Raw genomic sequence first — 17268 nt, forward strand, 5'->3', positions numbered from 1 at the left:
CTAATGCTTTAAAACAAGGCAATATGTCAAGCGTTTCTTAGAAATATGAATAACCTTTTTATCGTATGCTGCTTTTCCTTATACATGAGCAAATAGAACCAATTGAATGATTGTATGCTTCAAACAAAGAAAATAATGTTCGAAGACTTAAAACACGGACTCAGCTGAAAGATAAGAATGAGGAGGTATCGGATCTCGTTACACAAACAAATCACTCTATAAAACTTTATCACACATCGCCTAATCATGAATACACTGTCAGAGAGAACTGGAACTGGAGGAGATCGATTGACAAATCAGAATTGGGCGGAGCCGAATTCCTACTGGGCAAATCATTGGCAAAATCCTCAATACCGTATGATTTCTATGGAGGAAGCAATGGTGATTGCCCTGCGGCAAGTGCCAGGGAATGTAGTTAAAGCAGAATTGGAATATGATCATGGTGCAGTCATCTATGAAATTGAAGTCCGGGCCAATAATGGTCAAAAGTATGAAGTGAAAGTGGATGCAATCACTGGAAATGTCTTGAGAGTGAAACTTGATTAGTGAAGGTAGCTACTGCGCGATATGGGCGGTAGCTATCTTTTCTTAATATCTGGATTTATTTAGAGACTCGAAGGGTATAGTATAATTGCAGTTACTAAATACGTTAGCCTATGTACAAAGGAGATCCTTACAAATGACATCATTAAAAAATAGACAGATCCAATTAGCTTATCGACCTGAGGGCAAACCGCAGTCGAGTGATTTTGAATTAGTAGAAACCGAAGTACCAGAACTGAAAGATGGAGAGATTCTCATACAAACGCTTTACTTATCCGTCGATCCCGGGATGCGGAATATGATGAAAGACAAAAAATCGTACACGTCTCCGTTTGGGTTGCACGAAGTATTGACGGGGAGATCGGTCGGAAAAGTCATTGAGTCCAAAAACAAGAACTTTGCTGAAGGAGATGCAGTTTTTGAACGCCTGGGCTGGCAGGATTATTCAGTATCCAATGGTGAAGAGACAAAGAAAATTGATTTGGAGATTGCGCCAGCTTCTGCATACCTAGGAGTTCTAGGTGTCCCAGGTTTAGTCGCGTATTTCGGATTTACTGAAATTGCGTTGCCTGAAAAAGGGGAGACCGTGGTAGTTTCCGGCGCATCAGGAGCAGTCGGGATGAATGCGGGGCAAATCGCAAAAATTCATGGCTGCCGGGTTGTTGGGATAGCAGGGTCTGATGAAAAAAATCGCTTTCTAACAGAGGAACTCGGGTTTGATGCTGCCATTAATTACAAAACCACAAAAGACATGAAAGCTGCACTTGAGAAAGCGTGTCCAGATGGAATCGACATTTACTTTGACAATGTTGGAGGCGAGATCACGGACGCTGCACTGCAGTTGATCAATTACCATGCACGGGTTGTCATCAGTGGACAAACGTCTCAATATAATGATGAAAAACCAGACGAAGGACCGCGTTTCTTAAACCAATTGGTAACTAAAAGTGCCATGATTAAAGGATTCGTCGTCTATGATTATGAAGACAAAAATGATGAAGCAATTGAACAAATGGCAAAATGGATTCAAGAAGGAAAGTTAAAATACAAAGAAAACATCGTCGAAGGACTAGAAAACGCACCCCAAGCTTTTATAGATTTATTCGATAGTAAAAGTTTTGGAAAACAGGTCGTTAAAGTCTCTGAGTAACGAATGAAAAAAGAGGAAGCCGACTCCGTGTGGAGAGGCTTCCTCTTTTCGTGTAGCAACATTTCCTGTGATTAGTTTACGTTCGAAGTGTCTTTACCTTTAGTAACCAAATACAAAATCCCTTCTATCGCCAGCACAATCAGAAGTGAAATCCCAAACAGCGGCATGATGACACCTAGTATCACCATTAATGCAATGAAACCAATGGATATGCTGCTCGTCGTTTTAGGCGGTGCCGAAAGATTCCCTTTTCGTTTTCTTGACAACCACATCTTGAATCCGTAAAAGATCAGGAACAAGAACGCGAGGCAGACGACCAAGTTAATGATTTTGTTCGGCCAGCCGAACAAGTGACCTTCGTGCAGCGGAATTCCCCAAGTGAACCACTTCGCCAAAATTCCATACTCGTCATATCCCACTTTGGAGATTAAATCGCCGCTGTATTGATCGAAATAAGAAGTCATCTCTTCAGCCGGACTGACATCCATCCCAGTTACGCCAGTATTGCTTCCTTTCGATACAGTGAACACGCCATCTTCAGAAAAAGGATAGACAATTGAATACGGTTTCGAAATCTTCTCATCCCGTACTTTCCACATCAGCTTTTCAACTGAGATTCCGTCATTCTCCATGTCCATTCCAGGCATATTCCCGTGCCCGCCATGATTGGCGTGAGGGTCTGGCTTCTCGGATTCAGGAGCTTCTTCTTTGCGCGTTGCCCAAGGAATTTCGCTCATATCGGAAGTAGGCGGCTGCTGCTGCAGCAACGGAGTTCCTATTGAAGGGTGCTCTTGTGATGCAGTGTATATGAAGTTCCCCATGAACGCAGACCAGGGAAGTCCGGTGAAAATGAGGATAATCATTGGAATCGTGATGATTGTTCCAATAAGCGCATGGATTCTCTTGAATTTTAGTCGTCGTGTCGATTTCTTAGGTTTCTTAAGTGCACGACTTTTGAATGTCATATAAAGACCGGAAAACAGTAAGAAGATCGCCCAGCATGCTGCTAATTCAACTAAGTAATTTACGACCGTTCCACCCGCAAAGAGTGAACTGTGAATATTCCTCATAATATTTGCGTACGTAAACTTTGGATTTTGAGAGCCCACAATTTCGTTGTGTTTATCTAAGAATACGTATTTCTCTTCACCCGAATCAGACGTCAGAGTCAGCCGCGTATTATAAGGCTCGTCCATGATCATAATCTTCGAGACTTCAAATCCATCATTCTCCTGTTTGACAAGAGAAATCCCTTCGTCAATCGTCAGCTGGTATGTCTCGTCGCTGTTACCGAAGAAAAGATCTTTATACGCAGCGTTTTCTACATTATTGTAAAACAAGTACCCGATTCCGCTCAGCGTCAATGTGATCAGAAGCGGAGCCATAAACAATGCACCAAAAAAGTGCCATCGCCAAAATCGATTATATGTACCTTTTTTCATCGTTTTCCCTCCTCGTGGTTAGTTATCATTTTATAGCTAACGCAATCAATCTCGTTTTGGATCAATAGGTTTTCATAGTTACAGACTTTCCAAAGAAGAACGAAGAAACCCAAAGTACTATCAATTGCATGAAAGCTTTTGTAATTAAACCATGTAATTGTGAACTGTGAATGAATTGATCCTAATCTTTAAAATAAGAATCTGTCTTGGTGTGTTTTTGAAAGAATCTAGTACTACTTGGAATTTATTTGCCACCCGTATAAGTAATAAATAAGTTGGATTATTAGGGTACTTGTAAACGTGTCAAAATGTCGGTACACAGTTAAACTAGGAGCGTAAACTATCAGTAATAACTTTTACATTCAAGTAATCTGTAACGTTTATCGGGATTTATAGTCTACTCCTTAAAAAGAAGGGAGAGATAATGAAATTTGTGAGATACGGAATCATCTTCTGTATGATGATTTTACAAGCTTTTCGCAGGCTGGCGGTCCCACTACTTCAAGAACTAGTAAACCACGGGATGCGAAAGAAACGATAGCCCTAGAACCCGATGCAGATATCTTTCAACTGGAGGGTGCGATTTATCAAGCAAATGTGGAATGCGTAGAAGAGTGGGAGTTGACCAAGAAAGAACGGATTGGGGAGATTCTGCATCAAACACAAAATGCAGATGAATTCCAAAATGAGACTGCAAACGTTTTGCCAGTGGGATCGGTAATATATACGACAAATGAATGAGGTATTTATGTACTAGTTGATGTGGCCGGTAAACTGATCAAATACTTACTATTGACAGAAGGGTAATTAGGTTTTAATGGATCCTGATAAGGGCATGTGAGTAGTAAACGACTATAAAGGATGAAATCTATGAACATCTGCACAATCGGTCACTATTCCCATACAAAAGATGAGTTCCTCGAGCTGTTGAAAGAAGCTGAAATTGAAGTGCTTGTTGATGTGCGAGCTTTTCCAGGAAGCCGGAAGTTCCCTTGGTTTGCGAAAGACAAAATGGCGGAATGGCTGCCTGAAGCTGGAATTGACTACATGCATATCGAGGAACTTGGCGGAAGACGTCCGCCTTCTCAACTTGTCTCGCCATTAATAAACGAAGGCTGGCAGAACCAATCGTTCCATAACTACGCAGATTATACATTGTCGCATTGCTATCAAGATGGCGTGAAAAAGTTAACTGAAATTGCTTCTGAAAACCGTACTGCGTATTGCTGCTCTGAACGGCATCCCGCACGGTGTCATCGATTGATTATTAGCAACTGGCTTGCAGTCCGTGGGTGGGATGTCATCCACATTGTTCCGAAGAGTGATGGCTCTGGGGAATGGGTATCTCATGAACTTGGGAAGTGGGGAGCCATGCCAATCGTAGAGGAAGATGAAACCGTTGTGTATCCAAAATTAGATTAAAACTGAATTCAAAACCGGCAGTCTTGTAATGAGACTGTTTTTTTATGTCTTAATAACTACACTGAAATTTCTAAAAATGGTTCAGATTAAGTGCTTGAAAACTATGAATACTCCTATAAAGTCGCATAGTAGCCTGACCATTGGAATGGTACGATGAAATCGATACTAGGATTCTTCTAAAAGACAGCTAGATGAGTCTATGGAGGAATTCATTCCAACGAGGAGTGTGAGGCAATGCACGGTCGAACGGGGAAGAAATGGTTGAACTCATTAATGGCAACAACGCTTGTGGCGGGACTAGCTGCACCGGCTATTCCGGTTTATGCAGCAGAAGCGACTGCAGTAAAAGCATCGGATTTGCTGATTTCTGAGTATGTAGAAGGCACTGGGTTTAATAAGGCGATTGAACTGTACAACGGGACAGGCGCTGCACTGGACTTGAGCAATTATTCAATTGAACTCTTTGCAAATGGAGCGCCTGCACCTACGAACAAACTTGAATTGTCAGGTACCCTTGAAGATGGGAAAACCTATGTTATCGTGCATAACCAAGCGTCAGCCGATCTCAAGGCCAAAGCGGATATGGAAATCGGCAGCGTCACAAACTTCAACGGCGATGATGCCATCGTGTTGAAAAAAGGGAACGCTTTGATTGATTCATTCGGACAAGTTGGGGCTCGGGAAAATTGGGGCACTGACGTAACACTTGTACGAAATGCAGGCGTGGCAAAAGGTGACGCGGTCGTGGATGATGCCTTTGATCGAACGAAAGAGTGGACGGTTTATCCGAAAGATACGTTTTCGAATTTAGGCGCTCATGAATTAAATGGGGATGGTTCAACAGATCCAGAGGAGCCTGAAGTACCTGCATATGCTGTATCCATTAAGGACGCACGTGCATTGCCAGCTGGAGAGAAAGCGACAGTGAAAGGGATTGTCGCTGCAAAACTTAAAAATACAATTTCAATTCAAGACGAAACCGGAGGAATCGCAGTTCGTCCAACGAGTTTAGCTGTATCTGTCGGGGATGAAGTGACGCTGACTGGGAAACTTACAGACTATCGCGGTTTGCTGCAGCTGGACGAAGCGACGGTTGTTGAGAAGGTTGCAGGAACTGAGCCGTCATCGAAAACAGTAACTGGAGCAGCAATCGGTGAAGAGGTTGAATCACAGCTTATCACGGTGAATAATGTGACTCTATCCAATAAAGAGGCAGGTCCAGGATGGGCAAACTTCATCGCAACAGATGGAACTGAGTTTATAGTTAGAGATGAAAACGACAGCCTTGGATTGCAGGCAGGTATGACCTATGACTCGATCACAGGAATTGTTCAGCAATTTGATGATGTCTACCAAGTGATTCCACGGGGATCTGCAGACGTAATCGCCGATTCAACAGTCGTTCAGCCTGTTGCTGCGAATCCAGGAAGCGGAACATTCGTTGAAAGTGTAAACGTGACATTGACATCTGGAACCGTGGATGCAGAAATTTTATACACATTGGATGGCACAAATCCAATTGAGAATGGTGCCACGTATGCCACACCGTTGAAAATTACCGATAACGTTCAGTTAAAAGCTGTTGCAAAAACAGATGACGGGCGTGTAAGTGCTGTCCAAACATTCGATTATACCATTACGGATGCCTTGCAAATCCACGATATTCAAGGGCCGGGACATGAGTCGCCATTTGCAGGACAAGTCGTAGATGGAGTTCAAGGGGTTGTTACGTATAAATACGAACTGCAGGGATCGACCTATTATCACATTCAGACGCCTGACAACAAACGTGATGGTGATTTGAATACGTCAGAAGCGGTTGTGTTGTACAGCGGCCGTGATGCATGGAACTTGAAAAAAGGTGACTTGGTTTCAGTAACGGGACAAGTAAGTGAGTATGCTATTGATGGATTCTCTGACCGTCAAGAAACGGATTTGAAAACGACGCAAATCAACGTTCGTGAAGACCGCGGCGGCGTTGTAACGGTTATGGATAGCAATGTTGAACTTCCTGCACCGTTCGTTATTGATGAGTCCAACCTTCCGAAAGATAAAGTCCTAAGCGTAGGATTAAAAGAATTCGATCCAGCAAAATATGCGGGCGATTTCTGGGAAAGCCGTGAAGCGATGCTCGTAGAAGTGGGCACCGTGAAAGCTGTCGCACCCCAGCAAAACGGAGATTTAGCAACGGTGTTGGAGACCCGTAAGACAGAAACGAAAAACGGCGGCATCTTGTTGAAAAAAGACACTCCGAATGCTGATCTCGTCCAATTCCGTATGGAACCAAACGGACCGGCTCGTGATTTTGAAGTGGCGACTGGGGATCTTTTCAAAGGACCGACAGTTGGTGTAGTCGGGTATTCCTACCAAAACTACAAGATTTACGTGGGTCTGGATGATATGAAATCGAAGTTTGTAAAAGGGAAAGCGGTTCCTGAAACGACAACGATTGTGAAAGATAACGAAAAGCTTACAATAGCTTCGTACAACTTGGAGAACTTCTCGAATAATACAAAAACAACTTCTGTGGATAAAGCGAAGAAGCTGGCTCGTGCATTTGCTGTAGACATGCAAAGCCCGGATATTGTAGGCGTTACTGAAGTTCAGGATAATAATGGTCCAGATGCAGGCGGGCCTGAAGCCAATCAAAGTTACGAACGGCTGATTCAAGCAATTGTAGAAGCAGGCGGAGTGAAGTACGAGTATGTCAACATCGACCCTGTGAATAACCAGGACGGCGGGCAGCCAAACGCCAATATACGTGTTGGATTCCTGTACAATCCGGAGCGGGTTTCATTGAAAACAGGTGTACCTCATGGAGATGCAGTAACAGCTGTTGGTTATGAAAACGGTGGTTTGACAGTGAATCCTGGACGAATCGAACCTGCAAATGAAGCGTTCACTAGCAGCCGAAAGCCGCTGGCAGCAGAGTTCACGTTCCAAGGGGAAGATGTCATCGTCATAGCAAACCACTGGAATTCTAAAGGCGGCGACACACCATTATTCGGTTCAATCCAGCCACCTGTGTATAAGAGTGAAATCCAGCGTAAAAAGATTGCACAGCTTGTGTATAACTTCATTGATGATGTCAAAACGAAAAATCCCGATGCGAATGTCGTGTCGCTTGGCGATTTCAATGACTTCCAATTTACGGATGCATTGAAGATTCACGAAGGTGAACTGATGACGAATCTTGTCAATAAAGTCGAAGAATCGGATCGCTATTCGTATGTATATCAAGGGAATTCGCAAGTGCTTGACCATGTCCTCGTATCGAATAATTTAGCAGATACTGCAGAAATTGATATGCTGCATGTGAATGCGGACTATACCGATATGGCGGGACGCGCAAGTGACCACGATCCAGTTCTCGTCCAACTTGCATTGAAGACGAAAAACGAGCCAGATCCATTTGAGTGGGAAAAAGTTCCGGTTAGCAAGTACTACTTGTTATTGAATTACAAAAAGCCGAGTTTGACAGTCGATGCGAAAGGATCCTCGATTACGATGGATTACCGTTCACGCGTAACGAATGGAATTACATTGACGGGTCAGTATGCAATCTTGAGCGGACTGGGTTTTGCCAATAACAAACTGATCTTGAAGCCGACTGAAAAAGGCTTAACGGTCGATACTAAGTGGACAGTTCAAGGAAATGTAGTTGTGGATGGAACGAATCCGCTCCGTATCTACGGAGCCGAAAACGTCTTGAAGATTAGTTATGTCAACGGTGCAAGTGCTGCAAATGTTGAGTTCTATGACCGGTTCGGCCGCAAGTTATCTAAACCAGGTATTCAATGGCCATGGTCTGGATTAGCAAGCTGAATAATTTTGGAGGAAAGGACGATACCTGCGGGTGTCGTCCTTTTTGCATTGTCGATCAGATAGGCGGAAGTGTCGGACATATGGGGGGAATTATCAATCACATCGTGGGATTTGTGCGACACTTAGCGCGATTTCTCTGACACATAGCGGAGTTTCTCGATAACTGGACACAATTTAAGAGCGTGAAGGGATTAATTGGTAGCGCTTCGCTTGTTCAGTGCCGGGCTATCCCGCTATGAACCTGCCTCACCAGTTGTCCGACAGATCTGGTTGATTGTCGGGCACATGGGGGGAATTGTCGATCACATCTTTGTGTTTGTCCGACACCTGGCGCAATTTCTCCGACACATAGCGGAGTTTCTCGATAACAAGACACAATTTAAGAGCGTGAAGGGATTAATTGGTAGCGCTTCGCTTGTTCAGTGCCGGGCTATCCCGCTATGAACCTGCCTCACCAGTTGTCCGACAGATCTGGTTGATTGACGGACACCTAGGGGGATTGCTGATCACATCGTGAAGTTTGTCCGACACCTGGCGCGATTTCTCCGACACATAGCATAGTTTCTCGCTAACAGGACACCATTCAACGCACAAAAAAACAGCCTCTCAAAACAATCAGAGAGGCTGCTTGTACCATAATTAAGAAGGAGTTAAAAAACCATGCTGTCCGGCTGTCCACAAATCACGGAAGGCCCGATTGACAGAGGACGTTTCCAGCACAGCTTGCATGCCGAGTCGACGGAACAATTGAACCGCGCAATCTGTTGCGATATCTGAGCTTTCCATGCATACAGCAGATAACTGGTCTAGTTCGTGATCGTCCAACTTGCCGTTCAAATGCATGTCCCAGCGGCGTGATACAGCAGTATGGAAGAGCTGCTCGGCTTCGTTGAAACGCTTCTGCTGTTCCTCGAGCAAACGCACAGTACTTGAGATTTTTTCCGCATTCCAGCGGGATTTTGCATGTTCTGCCAGCGTATGAGCCTCTTCTAAAAACCGTGCACCGAGTCCAAGGCAAACTGCCGCAAAAGAGACTTGGGAAAACTGAACGAATGGGAAAGAATGAACAGGCAGACCGAGTGAGTTCTGTGTTTCGACTACTGAAAAGGTCCGGTCGTGCGGCACAAAGGCGTCTTTCACTCGAATTGTATGACTTCCTGTTCCTTTCAAGCCGATTGCATTCCAGTCTTCAACGATTTCGACTTGATCGGGCATGAATATACACGCCCGCATTTCATCAGTTTCCTGTCCGTCACGCCAAATAATCGTATTCGCTGTAAACATAGAGGCGTAAGGTGCCCCGCTGCAATAACGCCATTCACCAGAAACGAGATAGCCGTCCCGTTCAGCGTGTGCTTCACCAGTTGCATATCCGCTGCCTGCAATGACGGCATTCTGTGGAGTATACAGTTCTATTGCTTGGGTCCCTGTCATATTTTCGAGAAATAAATTCCCGCCCGATCCGATAGTTGTCAGCCATCCGAAAGATCCATCTTCATAAGAAGTGTCTTGGAATACCTGGGCAGCTTCAGGTAATGAAAGCGCACGGCCTCCTAATTCTTTTGGCAAGAACAGCTTAAACAATTTTTCTTCATAAGCAACTTGCAATAAGTCATCGGGCAAAGTACCCGTCTGCTCGATTTCTGTCGTAGTACTGCGAATAATTTTTGAAAGATCTTCAGATAACATGGTAATCATCCTTTCTCATATTAGTAGAAATTAAAGAACAAATGAGGGAAGCAGTCTAAAACTCCCTTTCCCTTCTATTCCCTTTATGACAACAATGTAAAGGCTTGCAAAGAATCAACTTTATTGCCAATAGACGTTGGAACTGCCAGACCACTGTGTTATGTTTGAGTAGTAAGATAACTAAACGCTGAAAGGGAGATGTTAATGTCATTGTTTAAAAGAATCGGCTTCAGTTTACTTGTCGTTTTGCTCACCCTTGGTAGTTTGATTATACCTCAAGGAGCAAGCGCAGCTAAGTCAGATGAGGCAACTAGAGGAGAATTCGTCCAACAAGTTGTACAAGCCCTTAATTTACCTACGAACGATGGTTCGACGCTTACATTTACGGATGTGGACAAACAGTTAGCTCCCTATGTGGAAGCTGCAGTGAAAGCCGGTTTGGTTCATGGCCGCTCAGCTACAAAGTTTGACACAAACGGTTCACTTACTCGTGAACAGGCATTTGTTATTTCAGCACGTGCTGCAAAGACTGATAAAACCTACCCAATGTCCCTCCTTGACCGTTTTAAAGACAAGCGTGACTTCGGTGCTTCGCTGCGTCCAGAAATGGCGAAAAGCATTGGACTTGGTCTTTTAAAAGGGTATTCAGACCACACAGCAAAACCGAAACAAGCAGTAATGAAAAATGAGATGCGTGCAATTGTTAATCGTTTAGTAAAAGTTAGTCAGGAACACCCAGGTCAAACACCAGACACTGACGAAGCGACAGTTTCACTGCGTGTAATGGGAACGACTGACCTGCATATGAACCTTGTAAACTATGACTACTATCAGGATACGAAAGTTGAAGACTACGGACTGACTAAAGTAGGTGTGTTAGTTGATGAAGCGCGTGCTGAATCAGAAAACACGCTCATGTTTGACAATGGAGATTTAATCCAAGGAACTCCGCTCGGTACATATAAAGTGAGTGTAGATCCGTTGAAAAAGGGTGAAGTCCACCCCGCATTTGCAGCAATGCAAGCACTTGACTATGATGTGATGTCTTTAGGTAACCACGAGTTTAACTATGGTCTTGAGTATCTGGACCAAGTCATCGATGAGTCTGGTTTCCCTGTTATTAACGCAAACGTATATGATGCGAAAACAGGTAAAAACCGCTACAATCCTTACATTGTAATGGATAAAGAAGTAACAGACTCTAAAGGGGCAAAACATACATTGAAAGTCGGTGTTATTGGAGTTGTAGCCCCAGGAATTCTTCGCTGGGATGGCGCAATTCTTGAAGGGAAAGTGACTGTAGAAGATGGCTCAGATACAGTTAAGAAATTCTTGCCGCAAGTTCAAAAAGAAGGTGCTGATGTTGTATTCGTAATTGCTCACTCTGGAATCGGTGATGAAATCCATGAGCAGGGCGAAGATGATATTACATGGCAGATTTCTGAAATTGATGGCGTTGACGGAGTTCTGACAGGCCACAACCACGCGTTGTTCCCTGGAGACTTTGCAGATACGAAAAACGCAGATCAAGAGGCGGGTACGCTGAACGGAACTCCTGTCGTGATGCCAGGTAAGTTTGGCAGTCACCTCGGATTGCTCGATTATGAATTAAAAATGGAAGATGGCGAGTGGAAAGTCATCTCTGGAAAAGGTTCACTTCGTGCAGTTCATAAAGATTCAGAAGAAATTAATCAAGACGTAATGAAGGCTGTAGAAAAGGCGCACAAAGGTACGCTGGACTATATCCGCACACCAGTTTCAAAAACGAATGCGCCGATCACAAGTTACTTCGCACTCGTTAAAGACGACCCATCGATTCAAATTGTTACAGAAGCACAGAAACGTTATGTTGCAAGTCAGACTCCGGGTACAGAGTATGCAGACCTGCCAATACTGTCTGTAGGCGCACCGTTTAAAGCAGGCGGCCGTTATGGTTCTGATTACTATACAGATATCCCTGCTGGCGACATTGCTATTAAAAATATGGCAGACCTTTATGTATTCGACAATACAATTACAGGACTTGTCATGACAGGAGCCGACGTAAAAGAATGGCTTGAAATGTCAGGCGGTCAATTCAATCAAATCGATCCATCGAAGTCCGGGGAACAAAATGTATTGAACGAAAACTACAGATCGTATTTGTTCGACGTCATTGACGGCGTGGAATACGAATACGATGTAACGCAGCCAAACAAGTATGATGGCGAAGGAAAAGTAGTGAATGCCAATGCAAACCGAGTGAAAAACTTGATGTTTGACGGCAAGCCAATCGATCCGAAACAGAAGTTCATCGTTGTGACAAATAACTACCGTGCAAGCGGTGAGTTCCCAGGAGTTCGCGATGCGCTGGATACGATTTCGTATCAATACGAGAACCGTGAAGCGATTGTCGATTACATGAAAGCAGTCGATCCAATCGATCCAACTGCGGACGGCAACTGGTCCATACAGCCTGTACAAAACGCGAAGATGATCTTTGAGACTTCTGAAAAAGGGAAGAATTATCTTGGCGATGATACTCGCATTAAATACGTTGCACCAACTAAAGACGGCTATGCGAAGTATGAGTTGAAATAAGAAATAGTAAAGGGAGGCGCACTCGCTGCGTCTCTTTTTGGTTTCTCTGAAATGGAAAGATTACGGTTGATATATCCGGTAAAGTATTTTATATTTTTGAACTACTTTTATATCTAAATAACTAGGAAATTATGCCGACATAGACCCTGTAATATAAATTTCAAGAAATGAGAGATGAATAATGTCAATCGGCAAAAAAATGTATGCAGGGTTTGGAGTTGTTCTATTCATCGTCCTGCTCTCTGCACTGTGGAATTATTTGGAGTTATCGAAAGTTAAAACGGAATACGCAGATTTACTCGAGAGCCGGGTAGCCCAGACGGTTCTCGCGAAAGATATTCAAGTCGAAAGTGCATTGCAAGGATTTTATATCCGGTCGTATATCATGCAGGGCAGAGACGAAGACCTCGCCAATTTTGAAAAGCATACGCTAAATCAGGAGAAAGCGCTGAATGAACTTGACCCGCTTGTCCATTCCGATGAAATGCAAGATTTCCTCGAACAGGTAAAAGAGTCCTCCGAAGTATATAAAGATGCATCTGTTGAAGTGATCGCAGTAAGGAAGTCGGGAAAAAGCGATGAGGCGGCTGAACTTTTGAAAACTACGATGCGCCCTTCTAACATAGAAATCCGGGAAGCTGTCGATGGAATGGTAGAGTACCAATTGAAACACATGAAATCAGGACAGCAACGGGCGGAACAGCTTATGGATAAAGCGATTCTAGCTTTCATCCTCGCGGCAGCCTTGAGTCTGATCATCGGAGTAGCGATTGCTGCCTATATGAGCCGGATCATTTCCAGACCTATTAAACTTCTATCAGCCTCTGCCGCCGTCATCGCCAGCGGTGATTTGACAGAACCTGATGCAGAAGTACGAACAAAAGATGAAATCCGTGACCTGGCGCTGTCATTCAATAATATGAAACATAAGTTACGCCAGCTGATCACGGGTGTGAATGATAATGCACTTCATCTGACAGCTTCTGCAGAGGAACTGTCCGCCAGCACCCACGAAGTGGCTGATTCATCCGAAGAAATCACGAGAGCGATCGAAAACTTAGCACAAGGCTCATCTGCCTCGGCTATTTCTGCCAAGGACAGCGCGGTCGCAATGGATGAAACCGCATCCGGTGTCCAGCGAATCGCTGAATCGACAACCGTTCTTCAAGGAAGCGCGGAGCAGACGATGAATGTTGCAAATGAGAGCGAAAAAACGATCCAGACGGCAAAAGAACAGATGAATGTAATTTATGAGTCGTCTCAGGAAACATCGGAATTGATCAAAAAGCTCAGTCGCCAATCCATTGAGATCGAAAACATTACGAATGTCATCACAAGCATAACCGAACAAACGAATTTGCTGGCACTTAATGCCGCCATTGAAGCGGCGCGCGCCGGAGAGCACGGGAAAGGCTTCGCTGTAGTGGCGGATGAAGTCCGGAAACTTGCAGAAGAGTCCAAGTCCTCCGCGAGCCAGATTGCCCAGCTGACAGTGGCTATCCAGGCGGACACCCGGAACGTTGAGCATTCCGTGTCTGAAAGCATGACGAACGTGGAACAAGGCGTGCAAGTCATTGAGGATGCCGGCCAGTCATTCCACGACATTGTCCAGTCTGTTCAGCAAATGACCAGCCAAATCGAGGAAATTTCCGCAGCAACAGAGGAAATTTCAGCCAGCGCAGAAGAAGTGTCCGCGTCGGTCAATGAAATTGCAGGCCATGCGATGAGCGCTTCAGAACAGACTGAACAAAACTCAGCTGCAATGGAAGAGCAGATGGCAACCATCGAAGAGATCAACGCAGTCGCTCAGGATCTAAGCAAAAAAGCAGTCGAACTGCAGGAAATGGTTCAACAATTTACAGTTTAAGAATATAGGAGGCTCCATCGGCAGTTACTTGCCGGCTGGGGCTTTTTTTATTCGCTAAGACAAACGGGAAAGAGACTGTTCCTTTCCTATCCGTATACTTGGCAACAATAAACCCATCACTCTATAGGAATGATGGGTTCAATCGGGATAGCGCCGCTTTCCAATAATGGTGAAAGGAGTCATTGGGAAAAGCCAATTAGAGGAAACAAAGTAAACTGCGTTTATCCACTTCATACTTCAGCAAGTTGATAAATTCCGAACATAGTTCTAGTTCAATGGCTTTTACATAAGATAGGATCAGTAGATCATCGGGGAGTCTGTTCACGAACACGACACCTTCTTTCTGCAGAGTTATTCTTTTCCCCAGCAACGAGGAAAGCGGCTTGACTCTAACTTAGCAGATAACAAAAAAAAGAACAATCGTTCGGTTATCCACATTCCTTAGTGGATAATATGTGGACAAGCTGTTCACAGAGCCCATCATAGCTATCGCAGTCTAGGGGATAACGTGGAAAAGGTTATACACACTTGTGGACTGCGCGAATTTTGTCGAAAAGTTTTCTGACTTCTTTTGAAGATCTTAATCAAAACTTTATTAAAAAATTGCGATGTGCAATATATTGCGTTGTGACAACATTGTAAGCGTATACATTAAAACTATATATTCCAAATTGAAAAATAATTTAAAAAACACGGTTGACTCTTTATTTCTTTCGCTATATGATTACAACAATCTACTTCAGCGAAAGGTTGTTTCAACTGCCTGGCTGCTGAAATTATCGTTCACCCGTTGGTGCCATTGTGAGGAGTGAGTTTCATTGAGAAGTGACATGATAAAGAAAGGTGTCGATCGTGCACCGCATCGAAGTCTGCTATATGCGACTGGCGTTCGATCGAGAGATATGGAGAAACCATTCATTGGAGTATGCAACTCATACATTGATATCATTCCCGGTCATATGCACTTAAACAAATTTGCGGAAGTCGTGAAAGAAGCGATTCGCGAAGCAGGAGGTATCCCATTCGAGTTCAATACGATTGGTGTAGATGACGGAATTGCGATGGGGCATATCGGCATGCGTTATTCATTGCCAAGTCGTGAACTTATTGCCGATTCAGCAGAAACAGTCATTAACGCACATTGGTTTGACGGTGTGTTCTACATTCCGAACTGTGACAAAATCACACCCGGGATGCTGATGGCGGCAGTTCGTACGAATGTGCCTTCCGTATTCGTCTCAGGCGGTCCAATGGAAGGCGGGACTTCAGCTGATGGAAAACCGTTATCTCTCGTATCCGTGTTCGAAGGAGTCGGCTCGTACAAACAAGGGACCATGACAGCTGAAGAACTGCTCGATATCGAGCAAAGCGCGTGTCCGACATGCGGCAGCTGTTCAGGGATGTTTACCGCGAATTCCATGAACTCACTAATGGAAATGCTAGGTGTCACAGTGCCGGATAATGGCACAATCATCGCAACTTCTGACGAGCGTCATCGGCTCATTAAAGAGGCAGCCCAGCATCTTGTGAGAATGGTAAAAGAAGACATTAAGCCGAGAGACATCATTACGAAAGAGACAATTGACGATGCGTTTGCACTTGATATGGCAATGGGCGGATCCACAAATACAGTTCTTCATACACTGGCAATTGCACACGAAGCTGAAATCGAGTACGATGTCCGTGATATTAATGAAGTCGCAAAACGGATTCCGTATTTATCAAAAATCAGTCCAGCGTCGGATTATACAATGCACGACGTCCATCTGGCAGGCGGCGTCAGCGCCATTATAAAAGAACTTTGTGAAATTGAAGGTGCAGTTCATCCAGATCGGATGACAATCACCGGAAAGTCACTCTATGAAAATGTGAAAGACCGGCCAATCAAGAACGATCAAGTAATACGTCATAAAGAAAATGCGTATAGTCCAGTCGGAGGTCTTTCCGTTTTATTTGGAAATATTGCCCCTGACGGCGGGGTCATCAAAGTCGGTGCTGTCGATCCTTCTATTAAAGAGTTTAAAGGTGAAGCTATTGTCTTTGAATCCCAGGAAGCAGCCCAAGAAGGCATTGACGATGGTACTGTGCAAGCAGGTCACGTCGTAGTCATTCGCTACGAAGGCCCTAAAGGCGGACCGGGAATGCCGGAAATGCTGGCACCGACTGCAGCGATTGCAGGCCGGGGACTTGGAACAAAAGTAGCTTTAATTACGGATGGCCGATTCTCAGGAGCGTCCCGAGGCATTTCCATCGGACACATTTCACCAGAAGCAGCTGAAGGCGGTCCAATCGCCCTTGTGGAAAATGGAGATGTGATTGCCATTGACTTAACCAATCGGACAATTGAATTGGAAGTCGATGAAACAGAACTCACAAAACGTAAAAGCCAATTGAAACCATTTGAACCGAAAATCAAAAAAGGGTATCTTGCCCGTTATTCCAAATTAGTGACATCCGCCAGTACGGGCGGCGTTATGAAAATTTAATAGACGAACTCGATGATGAGGTAAAAGTGTTTGGATCCTGTATTCCCAGAGAGCCGGTGGTGCTGAAAACCGGTAATACAGCCAACGCGATATCGCCTCGGAGTGAACAGCTGAACTAAGTAAGCTGTTTCGGGCAGTTGTGCCCGTTATGATAAAGGATGCGATTCAATCGCGTCCATGAGGCGGTGAACGTTGCCGTGAACAAGGGTGGTACCATGAAAGCTTTTTCATCCCTTGCGCAATATTTTTTTGCGCGGGGAGAAA

The 17268-nt window shown here is 44.4% G+C and carries 10 protein-coding genes and 1 other annotated feature; of the genes, 7 read left to right on the forward strand and 3 right to left on the reverse strand.

The features are described from left to right. The first annotated feature begins 288 nt into the window (after positions 1-288). Both PGH26_RS03115 and PGH26_RS03120 read left to right on the forward strand, forming a co-directional pair. Complete coding sequence (locus PGH26_RS03115) at positions 289-546, forward strand: PepSY domain-containing protein (protein ID WP_323692573.1); 258 nt, start codon at positions 289-291, stop codon at positions 544-546. 133 nt (positions 547-679) lie between these two features. After that, the gene (locus tag PGH26_RS03120) at positions 680-1693 is read left to right on the forward strand and encodes an NADP-dependent oxidoreductase (protein ID WP_323692574.1); all 1014 of its coding nucleotides are present in this window, start codon (positions 680-682) and stop codon (positions 1691-1693) included. 71 nt (positions 1694-1764) lie between these two features. Here PGH26_RS03120 and PGH26_RS03125 read toward each other — a convergent pair whose 3' ends face one another. Continuing rightward, positions 1765-3135: a PepSY-associated TM helix domain-containing protein gene (locus PGH26_RS03125; protein ID WP_323692575.1), complete on the reverse strand. Its 1371-nt coding sequence runs from the start codon at positions 3133-3135 to the stop codon at positions 1765-1767. Between the two features lie 870 nt (positions 3136-4005). Here PGH26_RS03125 and PGH26_RS03130 point away from each other — a divergent pair. Together PGH26_RS03130 and PGH26_RS03135 are read left to right on the forward strand one after the other, a co-directional pair. Then, the gene (locus tag PGH26_RS03130) at positions 4006-4557 is read left to right on the forward strand and encodes a DUF488 domain-containing protein (protein ID WP_323692576.1); all 552 of its coding nucleotides are present in this window, start codon (positions 4006-4008) and stop codon (positions 4555-4557) included. Between the two features lie 234 nt (positions 4558-4791). Next, positions 4792-8382, forward strand: a complete 3591-nt coding sequence (locus PGH26_RS03135) for a DUF8508 domain-containing protein (RefSeq protein ID WP_323692577.1) — start codon at positions 4792-4794, stop codon at positions 8380-8382. Between the two features lie 639 nt (positions 8383-9021). Here PGH26_RS03135 and PGH26_RS03140 read toward each other — a convergent pair. After that, positions 9022-10071 (reverse strand): acyl-CoA dehydrogenase family protein, encoded by a 1050-nt coding sequence (locus tag PGH26_RS03140; RefSeq protein ID WP_323692578.1) that lies wholly within the window; start codon positions 10069-10071, stop codon positions 9022-9024. A 204-nt stretch (positions 10072-10275) separates the two neighbouring features. Between PGH26_RS03140 and PGH26_RS03145 the strand changes: the two genes are divergently transcribed. Both PGH26_RS03145 and PGH26_RS03150 read left to right on the forward strand, forming a co-directional pair. Beyond that, on the forward strand, positions 10276-12651 hold the full coding sequence (locus PGH26_RS03145; protein WP_323692579.1) for a bifunctional 2',3'-cyclic-nucleotide 2'-phosphodiesterase/3'-nucleotidase: 2376 nt from the start codon (positions 10276-10278) through the stop codon (positions 12649-12651). Positions 12652-12832: 181 nt separating this feature from the next. Then, positions 12833-14518 (forward strand): methyl-accepting chemotaxis protein, encoded by a 1686-nt coding sequence (locus tag PGH26_RS03150; protein WP_323692580.1) that lies wholly within the window; start codon positions 12833-12835, stop codon positions 14516-14518. 196 nt (positions 14519-14714) lie between these two features. Here the strand turns inward: PGH26_RS03150 and sda are convergent, their stop codons facing one another. Beyond that, positions 14715-14849 (reverse strand): sporulation histidine kinase inhibitor Sda, encoded by a 135-nt coding sequence (gene sda / locus PGH26_RS03155; protein WP_323692581.1) that lies wholly within the window; start codon positions 14847-14849, stop codon positions 14715-14717. Positions 14850-15336: 487 nt separating this feature from the next. On the opposite strand from sda, the gene ilvD reads away from it, so the two are divergent. Beyond that, complete coding sequence (gene ilvD, locus PGH26_RS03160; protein WP_323692582.1) at positions 15337-17004, forward strand: dihydroxy-acid dehydratase; 1668 nt, start codon at positions 15337-15339, stop codon at positions 17002-17004. A 3-nt stretch (positions 17005-17007) separates the two neighbouring features. Further along, positions 17008-17242: a binding site (T-box leader), on the forward strand. Positions 17243-17268: the final 26 nt, after the last annotated feature.

Origin of the sequence: Sporosarcina jeotgali (assembly GCF_033304595.1) — a bacterium.
GTDB classification, from domain to species: Bacteria; Bacillota; Bacilli; order Bacillales_A; family Planococcaceae; genus Sporosarcina; species Sporosarcina jeotgali.